Below are 11,385 nucleotides of genomic sequence, written 5' to 3' on the forward strand. Positions count from 1 at the left end.
ACAGACCTATAACAAGGAAAGGGAACAATAAGCTGTTTAGAGTTGTATAAAAGGCTTAAGTTTAAAATAGAACAACCAAACTCCCTTTTCCTCTTATGGCAGCAAAACCGATTTCCATTGATTTACAAGCGATTTGGCGCAAGTATATTTGGCCTTATCGTTCTTTTTATTTGCTTGGCGGCTTCCTTATTTTGGGCCTCATTATCCTTTTTGGGACCCCGCTGGGGCTTTATCTTCGAGATATAGAGCAGCTGCGGCAAGACATACAGGCTTTTGGTCCTTGGGGCGCCGTCATTTATGTGGCGGTTTTTCTTTTGGCCAGTTTGCTCGGCCTGCCAGGCTCTGCTTTTATGTTGTTGGCCATGCTTTTATATGGTAGCTGGGAGGGGGCGGCCCTGACCTATTTTGCAGCCTGGTTATCGGCGATGGCTACTTTTTATTGGGCCAAATTATTGGGTGGAAAAAATGCACCCGAGGCCAAGGGCTGGCTCAAGAAATATGTCGAAAAGGTAGAGCAGCGCCCTTATTGGAGCCTCATTGTAATTAGAACTTTTATGCAATTATCGCCTTTTGTGGGCTATAGTTTGGCCTTTAGCCAAATGAAACCCAAGGACTATATTTTGGGAAATGCCCTGGCGCTTTTGGTCCCTATTAGCTATATGGCTTTGGCCTATGCCATTTTTGAGGCCGGCTATTTTTCCTAATGAGTATAAAGATTTGGGGCCCGCGGCCAGCTAGGCTTTGCCTAGCTGGCCGCCGCTATGCTGCGGGGCTCGCTGTTCGCTCGGCCCTTCGCTTTTTCGCTTTGCTCAAAAGCTCGGTCTGGCCTGCGGCCCCCCCTTCGCAGCGCTGGGCCGCTCAACGGTCTTTTTTCTTTTGGGCATTCTTCTTTGGCGGTTTTGGGCCCATGGGCTGAAGCCCTTCTTTGCTGTTTTAGGACAAGCACATAATTTATAAAATGCTAAATTTAATGAGAGTAAGCAGTATTGTCGCTTTGAGTACATTGTATTGCCTTTTCTTTGGTTGCAGTAGTTCTCCTTCAATCAAAGGAGTAGTGAAAAGGATGACCATCTGCCACGATTTTAGAAATTTACCGAATAGTGATTGCAATCTAGTATTTATTTTAATTGATATTGAGGCTGTAGATTTTCCTAAGGAGGAAATCATATTGTCCTATCCTTTTGGACAATCCAACTGTAGGGGTAGTGTTCTTCTAGCAGAAAATTTACGTATTAAGGTTAAAGATAAATTATACCCCCTCAGCTCATTAAAAGGGGGAGAGGCCGCTGAAGTGCTAACAAAAGCGGAGAATGTATTTTCGGTTGTGTTTATTGATAGTCTTATGTCGCCTCCACATTCATTAGAGGTTTTCTCTAATTACTATAAAACTGTTTTTGATGATGGATTTGAGGTTATCTTAGATAGAGGGCCGAGAAGAAAGCCAGACTATCTTTCAATAGTCTGTGAGAAAATACCTGATTTTCAATATCAAGTATTGAAAGACAGTATCGGATGGAAGGCTGTTTTTGAGCATTCTTCAGAATTCGATTACTCTCCCTTTGCTCCAGCAACTATAAAATAACGGCAATGAATAAATAGTAAGTTTTTAAGCCAGTATACAACAGTTGTTCTGCCTTTCTGCACAAGCGCCTTAAAATAATACCTATCATGGATATACTTAAAATAATATTTTTTGTTTTTAACCTACACTACAATGCTGCTTTTCCAGAAGATTATATTCCATTCCCAAAACCAGAAGCTGTTCCACAAACTGCCAGATGGCTTGGGGGATATGATGGTGGAATTTGGCTGAATATAGACTCAATAGTTCAGAAGAATAACAATATGTACATCTATGCTCAGGTTTATTCGGGGTATTATGGAGAAATCTTAGCATCAGGAAAGTTTAAATTATCTTGTGAAGACAGCCTATTCGACTTTGATGAACAAAATGTTGAAAGCGTACTTAATTTTTATCAAGAAGGAAAAATTTTTACTTTAGCTGTGAATCAGGATGGCTATTATTGTGCATTTATCTTGGAGGAAAATAATTAGCTTTAAGACTATTGTATCCCTCCTATATACAACTTTGATTTGGGGCGAAAAATCTCCTCGAAGACGAAAACTAAACTTATATACCTTTAAATACAGTTGATAATGTGGTCCGATAAGTTGAAACAGATAAATAAGAAATTAAGCAACCACCTATGGTTAGATGTAGAAGTTGCTTCAGTTATGGATGAAACATTGGTATTAAATCTAGGCGAAGATTTGACATATAGTCCTACATATAAGCTTAAATTGGAGGGGGTGAATTATTTTAACCTAGGTCGCTGCTGGACTTGGGAGCCTACTAAGCCATTTATTAAATCCGTTGACTTTTCTTTTATTGAGCAAGTTAATCGTCAATATGTACAGGAGAGTTTGACAGAAGAAGGAGTAACTTCATTATTTAAACTCTTCACAGAGGAGGATGCATTTTTCTTAGTTGTTGCAGCACAAATCAAATTGTTAGCTATTGATTAAGTTAAAAGTTATCAATTTTTATAATAAGTTGTTTTTGGGGCCTCCCGCCTTCGGCGGGCGCTACGTTTCGGGGCTCGCTGTTCGCTCGGCCCTTCGCTTTTTCGCTTTGCTCAAAAGCTCGGTCTGGCCTGCGGCCCCCCCTTCGCAGCGCTGGGCCGCTCAACGGTCTTTTTTCTTTTGGGCATTCTTCTTTGGCGGTTTTGGGCCCATGGGCTGAAGCCCATTTTTATTGCCTTTAGCATGGCCGCTTTGGTATATATATCCATCCTACAGGCGGCGAAGCCGCCGCAAAGGAGCGAAGCGACTTGGCCTAGGGGCCTGCAAGGGTGCCGCGTAGCGGCAGACCCAGCCAGCTTGCTGGCGCAGGGCCGAGCAGACCTGCGAGCCCTGCAAGGGCCCGGCCGCCGCAGGCGGCAGGCCCCAAAAAATCATTAGAAAATAGAGGAGATAAATAAGAAACCTTAGGCCAAGGCCTATAGGGTAGCCAAAAATAAGTTGCTTTGCAAAACAATATATTGCGGCGCTCTTCTTATCTTGTAGGACCAAAAATCAATCAGTTATGTCAAGAATAAATAATAGAACTGTCCTGATTACAGGAGCTGCTGCCGGAATTGGGAAGCTAATTGCAGAACGCTGCCTGCGCCAAAGAGCCTATAAAGTAATCCTTTGGGATATTAACGAGCAGAAGCTTTTAGAGACCCAAGAAGAGTTTAAAGCTAGAGGCCATGAGGTGGCCGTCCAGGTAGTCGATGTGGCCAATTTAGAAGATATTGAGGCCGCCGCCGCCGCTTGCAAAAAACAATGGGGAATGGTGGATATCCTCTTTAATAATGCCGGCATTGTGGTCGGTAAACGCTTTGAGGAACATAGCCACCGAGAAATTCGGAAAACGATCGATATCAATGTTTCGGCCCCAATGCATATTGCCCTGCAGTTTTTGCCCGATATGCAAGACCAAGGCGAGGGCCATATTGTTAATATTGCCTCGGCTGCTGGCCTGATCCCCAACCCAAATATGTCTGTATATGCAGGCAGTAAATGGGCCGTAGTGGGTTGGTCCGAATCTTTGCGCCTAGAACAAGAAGAGGCCAAAAATGGGGTAGTGGTGAGCACGATCCTGCCTAGCTATATCAATACAGGCATGTTTGATGGCGTGACCGCTCCCGCACTTACGCCCATTATGGAACCCGAATATATTGTAGATAAAATCATGAAGGCGGTTAAGGAAGATGATATCCTCGTGATGGAGCCCTTTATGACAAAGGCGATTCCCTTGCTCAAAGGCGTTTTGCCCACCCGCGCTTTTGATTTTATTGCAGGCCGCTTGTTTGGCGTTTATAAAACCATGAGTACCTTTAAAGGGAAGGCCCCCAAGGAGGCTGTTCCAGATAAAGATGAGTTGAAAGCAGAATAAAATAGAAAGGGCCAGCGATTTTCGCTGGCCTTTTTTTGTCAAGCTCTATTAAAAGTATTGCTGTTTGGCTAAAATCTCCCTGATGCATTGGTCCAAGGGCGCCCGCAAAAAGAAATGCCCATCAGCCACCCAATGAAACTGGGCCGAAGGAAGCTTTTGGGCAAACTGCTGCCCATAACGGCCAGGCGTAATCTCATCTTCCTGACCATAGAAGAGGTAGAGCGGCAGCTCTTTTTCTCGGATCAACTTCCGGAGTTTCCGCTTATAAACCGGAAAGTCATATAGTGAAATCCAGCAGTTGAACAAACGATGCCGACGATCAGCCTGCTCAATTTGTTGGCGAAAAAGGACGTATGTGGCCTTGTTGAGCAAATTGGCCCTTCTGGCCCAAGCAAAAATAGAGAGGATCCATCCCGGGGGCTCTAGACGAGCCGCCAGAAAGCGACGCAAAAAAAGGGGGAACAAAATAGGACTATCCGAAGGGCTAGGCTGTAGGCCCGCTGGCGCCAATAAAATCAAGGCCTCTAAATCAGGCAATAGCTCGGGCACTAGACTCAAGGCAATGCGCCCCCCCATACTATGCCCCGCCAAGCTAAACCGCTGAACGTTTTCTTGGGCCAAAATGAGCCGAATAATTTGTAGCAGCTCTTGGGCGCTAAAATGATCGCTCTCCCAATGCGTTTTTCCATGAAAAGGCAGGTCTAGGGCAAAAACCCGATAGCTTTCGCCCAAGCTTTTCAATTCCTCAAAGTACCCCCCATGATTGGCAAAGCCATGTAGGGCCAGAAGAACCTTGGGCCCACAACCAAAACAACCATAATGCAAGCGGTGCGGACCAAAATCAATTTGATGATAACTAGGAGACATTTGTTTTGGGCGTTTGAGGCTGCCAAAGACGAAGCAAAAGCGTTTCTAGCAAAAGAAAGAGCAAGGCGAGAATCAAAAAGTATTTCCAAAGAGAGGCCCCTTCTGTTTCTTCCAAAACTAAGCTGCCAAAGTCTTGGCCATAGTTTCCGTCAATGATACTGTAACGACCATCTGCACTGCTTTCCAACTCTTCTAAAGAATAGAATTCTAGGGCCGATTCTCGACGGTTGTAGTTGAAGGCAAATTGCTCCAATACTTCTTCTTTATTCAAATAGAGCTGATAGAACCCCGCCTCCTGCAATTGGTTGTTAAGACCCAAAAGTAGGCGATTGCCCAAACGACGCTGCTCCGGAATAAACTCCAGTTGCCCCGACCCCAACTTAAAGGCAGTTTCCTGCTGCTGCGCCTGCGCCTCAGATTCTAGATTCTGATCTTGGCCCACAATATAGGCAATCTGCTGCCGCTTGCCACTCTCTAAGGCCATCCGATAAAGCATAGGGACAAAGACTTCCCCATTCTTGCTCAGATCCGAACTCTCGCTATCCGCAGGGGCAGAACAGAGATACAAAAACCCATCTTTTACCTTGTATTTCCCCAAAAAACTACTGCCATCTCGGTAGCGCAATAGCTGCTGTTCTGCCGCTCGGGCCGATTTGCTCAAGGGAAAGTTGGCTTGACTAATCGGCAGCTTCATCCGATCACTCTCATTTTCATAGACATCGCTAAAAATAAAGTCTTGGTAGTTGATGCTCACCACTTTGCGCTCTTTTTGCTCCAAAGGTTGCAAGCGATTGGCCCCCAATTGCTGCAAAAAGTTGTTGTAGTCCTCTAGCTTTGCCGAGCGACTAGGCAAGATGAGCAGCTTGCCGCCTTCTTCTACATAGGTCTTGAGCTCGGCCTGTAGACCCGAAGATAATTTGCTGAGCTGACTGAGAATAATCAGGTCGTTTTGGGGCAATTTAGAGTAGTCTAACTGGCTAATAGCCTTTGATTTAACTTCAAAATAATCATCATCAGAAAAAGCTGCAGCAACAGCATTTAGCGGCTGATCCTCATAAAGTTCTAGCAATTCTAGCTTCTCCTTGACATAAAAAGAAAAACGATAGCTGTTGTCAAATTCAATCGGAAAATCAGTCAGCTGTAGCTCGGCCAAATACCAGCCCGTTTTGTTCAAGTTGAGGCTGATGGTATCATAAATTGCACTGTTGGCAGGCACATCTAGGCTCCCAATTGGCCGGTTTTCGCCATTGAGTTGTAGCGAAAGACGCAGTTTGTTCTGATCCGTTTGCCCATAGTTGCGAATCTTCACAAAAAGACGGTTATTTTGGTTCAATCCCTGAACGGGGGCCTCAAACCAAGCGCTATCAATGGCCACATTTTTTAGAGCCGCTGCCTCTAAGGGGACCAAACTCAATTGTAGCTGCGTATCGGCCTCTATTTTGGCCAAATCACTGCTGTTTTTCTGAAAATCAGAGATAATGAAGGCCTGCTTTTTCTTGTTCTCTCCTTTTTCTAGGGCTTGCTTTTGGCGGTTAAAAACCCGCTGCATATCCTGCACCTGATAAGATAATTGAATTTCCCGAATCCTTTGCAAAGCATCTTCCTTAGACAACAACCGCTGGTCGCGGCCCTCTAGGTCCATAGACAAAATCTGAATGCGGTCATTGGGCCCATAAGCAGCCACAATTTCCTCGGCTCTTCGACGAGCTTTTTCTAGCAAACGCAAATCTTCCGCCTCGGCAGACATGCTATAGGAGTTGTCAAAAAAGATACTCACATCATGGTTGCCCAATTCCGTTTTGCCGCCCGCTTTCTGCCAATAGGGCTGTGCAAAGGCAAAAACCAAAGCCGCTAGGGCCAGCATCCGAGCCATCAGAACCAACAAATTGCGCAGCCGCTGCCAAGAGTTGGTTTGCTCCTTAACCTCTTTCAAAAACCGAAGGTTGGTAAAATAAACCGTTTTGTACCTCCTAAAGTAAAAGAGATGAATAATAACAGGGATAATTAGGGCTAAAAGAGCCCATAAAAAGCTGGGATATAGAAAACTCATAGTCTATTTTAAGAAAACCTATTTTTATTTTTTTGGGGCTGTCCCGCCCTGCAGGCGGGTCGCTATGCTTTGGGGCTCGCAAGTCTGCTCGGCCCTTCAGCCGCCTTTGGCGGCTTCGGTCTGGCCTGCGGCCACCCCGCCGCAGCGCTCATCCTGCGGCCCTCCGGGCCTGCAAGACGCCATAGTTTGGACCATTGATTTAGCCCGGCGCTAAATATAAACAATCTTTAGGGCTAATGTTTTTTTTAGGGCCAAAAGCTTTGTTAAGCCCTTAGCGGAAACGGCCTAGCGCTGGGAAGCAGTGCCGCATCGCGGCAGAGCCAGGCGGCGCAGCCGCCGCAGGGCCGAGCAGACCTGCGAGCTGCAGACCATAGCGCCGACGACTAAAAGGAGGCGGAGGCCCCTAATAACCAAAACGCTCTTTAATCATCCAGTAGAGTAGGCCAATACTAGCGCTCAAGAGCAGGAGCAAGGCGGGCAAGCCCCCCAAATTAGAGAGCATTTTGATGCCTTCTATACCTGCTTGACTGACCATAATGTAGGCAGCGGCACCAATGCAAAGCCCCCAAATTATTTTAATGTAGAGCTTGGGCGATTCCCCCGCTTTTAGTCCATCCATACTAATGCTGCCCATGGCTTCGGTGTTCGAGTCGGCGGCAGTAACATAGGATAAAAAGACCGTAAAAATGAAAAGCAGGGCCATAAAGGGCATGAGCGGGGCGGCATATTGGGCCATCAGTTCATAGATGATGGATTCGGCTCCATGGGCCGCAAGGCTGCCCAGCAAATCTTGGCCAGTTTGCACCGCCCAAAGGGCCGAGCCGCCAAAAATGCTCATCCAGATAAGGGCAAAAATAGAGGGAAAAATCCAGTTGAAGAGCAGCATTTCTCTAAGGGTATAGCCCTTGGCAATTTTGCCCAAAAAGAGGGCCGTAATAGGCGCCCAAGCCATCCAATTGGCCCAGTAGAAAGTGGTCCAGCTATTGGCCCAATCCTCTTCTGGATGATAAATGTTGTAGAGGTTTTTTTCTATAAAATGACCAAAGTACTCGCCTAAACTACGCCCAATTAAGGGCAGCATTTTTTGGCCCGGCCCCAAAAGTAAAAAACTAAGCGCAATAAAAATAAAGGCCCAAATATTTACCGCCGATAAAAACTGAATACCTTTCTTGAGCCCCGTTGCCGCCGAAATAATAAAGGCCAAGACGGTCAGTATGCAAAGCAAAAGCAGCATATTGTTGTTGTTCGCCCAGCCCAATTGGCTGCTTAAGCCCCCCGCCAAAGTGAGCAAACCCGCCCCTAAAGAAGAAGCCATACCCGCCACTAAAGCAAATAAACAAAGGCTGTCTATAGTAGAGGATAAGCCCTTGAAGCTATGAAAGCCGCCTTCTTTTTTGGCTTTTAAGAAGGGAAACAAAAGGGCGGTTAAGCTATATTTTGCCCCATAATTATAGTGGGCCAAGGCAAAGAGTAGGGCCGGCAAACTATAAATGGCATAGGGCGTAAAACTCCAGTGCAAATAGAGGGTAGAAAGGGCAAATTGAGCGGCTGCTGGACTCTCGGCGGCCAATTTAGCCGCTGCCGGGGGACCCCCATAATGGTAGAGGGGCTCGGCGGTGCCCCAAAATAATATCCCCGTGGCAATGGTCGTACAGATGGTAATGCTAAACCATTTCCAGCGGCTGAGCAAGGGCTGGGCAGCAGCCCCACCAATGCGGATCTTCCCTAGTGGCGAAAGTAGCAGGACGAGCAGCAGGCAGAGCATCAAAAAGCTCGTGAGGCTAAACAAGGGACCAAAATTGGCCAGTAGGGCCGCATTTAGGGCTTTCATTTGGGCCAAAAAGGCTGTTGCTTGGCTCATACTATAGATGATGGCAAATAATAGCAGGCCAAAGCTTGGCCAAAAAACAGTCTTTCGAAGAGTTTGCATATCTTTGGAGCTCAAATTTTAATGATGAAGAGATATTTTCTAGAATTTGCCTATAACGGCAGTCGATTCCATGGTTTTCAGCGCCAGCCTCAGCAAATGAGCGTACAGCAAAAAATAGAAGAGGCCCTATCTACAATTTTACGACAAGATATCCAAATTGTGGGTTGTGGCCGCACCGATACCGGAGTGCATGCCCTACAGTATTTTGCCCATTTTGATGCCCAAGGAGAGCTGCCGCAGCGCATTCCCTTTCGCCTCAATAGTTTGCTCGGAGCCGATTTTGCCGTCTATCGTTTATTAGCCGTAGAAGCCGAGGCCCATGCCCGCTATGATGCCTGTTCTAGGGCCTATGTCTATCAGCTGAGTTTGCGGCCCGACCCCTTTCGGCAAGAAACGGCTTTCCATTTTCCTCGGGCACAGATGCTAGACCCCCAAAAAATGCAGGCCGCAGCGGCCTTGCTGCTCGATTATGAGGCCTTTTTCCCTTTTTGCAAAACCAATAGCGACGTGAAGCATTATGGCTGCCAATTGAGTCGGTCAGAATGGGATTTTAGCGAGCCCTATCTCTGGCGCTATGAGGTGCAGTCTAATCGTTTTCTTAGGGGCATGATTCGCCTGATTGTTGGGGCTTGCCTAAATGTGGGCCTAGGCAAATTGTCTCTGGCCGAGCTAAAAGGAGCTATGGACCAACAAAAAGCCCTGAAACGAGCCTATTCGGTCCCGCCTCAGGGGCTATTTCTCAAGGATATTCAATATCCATATATTCAGGAGGATGTGCCTAGTCTGTAGCTTGGCTGCGTAGGCGCTCTTCTACGGTATCGGTTACTGAGCGCAAAATAGAAAAGGCAGTTTCGGCCATTAGGTTGCGTTTGTTATCCAAAAGGGGATTCACTTCTGTTACTTCCATGCACTTCAGGCGGTCTTCCTGAGCAAATCGACAGAGGAGCTGCCGGGCTTCTGCTGGGGTGAGTCCATTGGGGACCGGAGTGCCGGTGCCCTCAGAAACCAAATCAGAGTCCATGCTATCTACATCAAAAGAGACATAAATCATATCGCAGTTTTGGAGGTAGTGCAGACTTTCCTCAGCAATGCGGAGTGCGCCTTTTTCCTGCACCTCAGGCACTTCAAAAACCTTAATTTTATGTTGGTCAACTAAGAAGTTTTCTTCTTTTTCGGTATCTCTCAGGCCAATAAAGACCAGGTCCTCAGGATATATTTTTGGCGAGACTTCGCCTACTCTTTTAAGCTGCTCCCAATAGACATTGAGCTCGGGTGATAGGTTGTTTCGGCGCATATCTAGGTTGTCAAAACCCAAAGAGGCGGCCAGGGGCATTCCGTGCACATTGCCAGATGGGGTAGTATAAGGGGTGTGCAAATCGGCATGTGCATCTACCCAGATGACCCCCAGTCGTTTGTCTGGATAAGTCTTGCGCAGGCCTGCAATAGAGGCCCCCGCCGAAGAGTGGTCGCCAGAAAGGATGGTAAGAAACTGGGTCCCTTCCCGAAGCAATTGCTCCATAGCATCGGCTACATAATTATAGACCTTGAGGATGCCCTTAATGTGTTTGGCATGTCGGGTGGTCGAGCTGGGCCGAAACAAGATTTCGTTTTCATTGGGCACCAAATGCAACGGATAGTGGGCAAAATAGGTATCATTCACTTTGAGAGAGGCCACTTTCATGGCGCCAATACCTAGGCTGGCCCCACGGGTCCCCGCACCCAATTCAGAGCGGATTTCTAAAATTTGAATATTTTCCATAGCTGTTGTTGTTGTTCTGTGAAGATGGCCAAGATAAAAAAGCATTGGAGAAAATAAAAATTATGATTCTATAGCTTTTGCTTCCATCTTATTAGGATTTGGGGCCCGCGGCCAGCAAAGCTGGCCGCCGCTATGCTGCGGGGCTCACAGGGCTGTTCGGCCCTTCAGGCTTCACTTCGTTTCGCCTTCGGTCTGGCCTGACGGCCACCCACTCCGCAGCGCTGGGCCGTTTGGCCTTCGGCCATGGCGGCAAAGCCGCCATCTTCAGCCTAAAGGCCGAAGGCCAAACGGCAAAGAAAAAGCGAACAAGGACTTTAGTCCGTCAGTTCGCTCAGTCAACAACCCTGGGCTTCAGCCCAGGGCAGTAAGAATAGAAGTTGTTAAACAAGCTTAAGGGTCTAGTGAGCGTATTTTCCCATGGGCTGAAGCCCAGGGTTGTGGGGCTATGCAAACTGGCGGGCTAAAGCCCTTGTTTGCTATAAATGATATGGGCCGATGGTTTTAACCGTCGGCTCATTTTATTGGGCTTAGTATGCCCTCTTTTGTTGCTGTAGGTTTCAACCTCCACGTATATATATCCATCCTCCAGCCCCGAACGCCCCCCGGCCTAGCGCTCCGGCCGGCTCGCCCCCACGCCAGACCGAGCCAGCTTGCTGGCGAAGGGCCGAGCAGACCTGCGAGCCCCAAAGCGTAGCGCCTGCCGCAGGCAGGAGGCCCCAAAACAGCAGCCTCAAAACATATTTTAAATCACTTATTCGTTCTAGCTCTTTTTTTTTGCGAACTTTGCGCCAAACACATATTAAAAATAGAGCATGATGGATTTGCGGCGCGCAAGCAAG

General features: G+C 47.1%; 10 protein-coding genes. 6 read left to right on the top strand and 4 right to left on the bottom strand.

Annotation, left to right across the window (positions count from 1 at the left end; genetic code table 11):
• Window positions 1–95: 95 nt before the first annotated feature.
• From SAPGRDRAFT_RS17515 to SAPGRDRAFT_RS17550, 5 genes are all read left to right on the top strand, one after another.
• A complete protein-coding gene (locus SAPGRDRAFT_RS17515; protein ID WP_002660703.1) occupies window positions 96–704 on the top strand; it encodes a TVP38/TMEM64 family protein in 609 nt (202 codons plus the stop codon).
• 266 nt (window positions 705–970) lie between these two features.
• Window positions 971–1,582, top strand: a complete 612-nt coding sequence (locus SAPGRDRAFT_RS17525; protein ID WP_002660704.1) for a hypothetical protein — start codon at window positions 971–973, stop codon at window positions 1,580–1,582.
• Between the two features lie 86 nt (window positions 1,583–1,668).
• A complete protein-coding gene (locus tag SAPGRDRAFT_RS17530) occupies window positions 1,669–2,055 on the top strand; it encodes a hypothetical protein (RefSeq protein WP_002660705.1) in 387 nt (128 codons plus the stop codon).
• 102 nt (window positions 2,056–2,157) lie between these two features.
• A complete protein-coding gene (locus SAPGRDRAFT_RS17535; protein ID WP_002660706.1) occupies window positions 2,158–2,526 on the top strand; it encodes a hypothetical protein in 369 nt (122 codons plus the stop codon).
• 559 nt (window positions 2,527–3,085) lie between these two features.
• Window positions 3,086–3,940 (top strand): SDR family NAD(P)-dependent oxidoreductase, encoded by an 855-nt coding sequence (locus SAPGRDRAFT_RS17550; protein ID WP_002660707.1) that lies wholly within the window; start codon window positions 3,086–3,088, stop codon window positions 3,938–3,940.
• A gap of 48 nt (window positions 3,941–3,988) precedes the next feature.
• Here the strand turns inward: SAPGRDRAFT_RS17550 and SAPGRDRAFT_RS17555 are convergent, their stop codons facing one another.
• The 3 genes from SAPGRDRAFT_RS17555 to SAPGRDRAFT_RS17565 all read right to left on the bottom strand — a co-directional run bounded on the left by SAPGRDRAFT_RS17555 (window position 3,989) and on the right by SAPGRDRAFT_RS17565 (window position 8,787).
• Window positions 3,989–4,807 (bottom strand): alpha/beta fold hydrolase, encoded by an 819-nt coding sequence (locus tag SAPGRDRAFT_RS17555; protein ID WP_002660708.1) that lies wholly within the window; start codon window positions 4,805–4,807, stop codon window positions 3,989–3,991.
• A complete protein-coding gene (locus tag SAPGRDRAFT_RS17560; RefSeq protein ID WP_002660710.1) occupies window positions 4,797–6,857 on the bottom strand; it encodes a BatA domain-containing protein in 2,061 nt (686 codons plus the stop codon). Before SAPGRDRAFT_RS17560 ends, SAPGRDRAFT_RS17555 begins: the two co-directional genes overlap by 11 nt.
• Before the next feature lie 403 nt (window positions 6,858–7,260).
• A complete protein-coding gene (locus SAPGRDRAFT_RS17565; protein ID WP_002660712.1) occupies window positions 7,261–8,787 on the bottom strand; it encodes a BCCT family transporter in 1,527 nt (508 codons plus the stop codon).
• Between the two features lie 21 nt (window positions 8,788–8,808).
• Here SAPGRDRAFT_RS17565 and SAPGRDRAFT_RS17570 point away from each other — a divergent pair, with 21 nt between their 5' ends.
• On the top strand, window positions 8,809–9,576 hold the full coding sequence (locus SAPGRDRAFT_RS17570; RefSeq protein ID WP_002660713.1) for a tRNA pseudouridine synthase A: 768 nt from the start codon (window positions 8,809–8,811) through the stop codon (window positions 9,574–9,576).
• Here SAPGRDRAFT_RS17570 and SAPGRDRAFT_RS17575 read toward each other — a convergent pair.
• Entirely contained in the window at window positions 9,566–10,546 is a 981-nt protein-coding gene (locus SAPGRDRAFT_RS17575) for an arginase (RefSeq protein WP_002660715.1), read from the bottom strand. The genes SAPGRDRAFT_RS17570 and SAPGRDRAFT_RS17575 overlap by 11 nt on opposite strands.
• Window positions 10,547–11,385: the final 839 nt, after the last annotated feature.

It is taken from the genome of Saprospira grandis DSM 2844, assembly GCF_000275825.1.
GTDB lineage: Bacteria > Bacteroidota > Bacteroidia > Chitinophagales > Saprospiraceae > Saprospira > Saprospira grandis_A.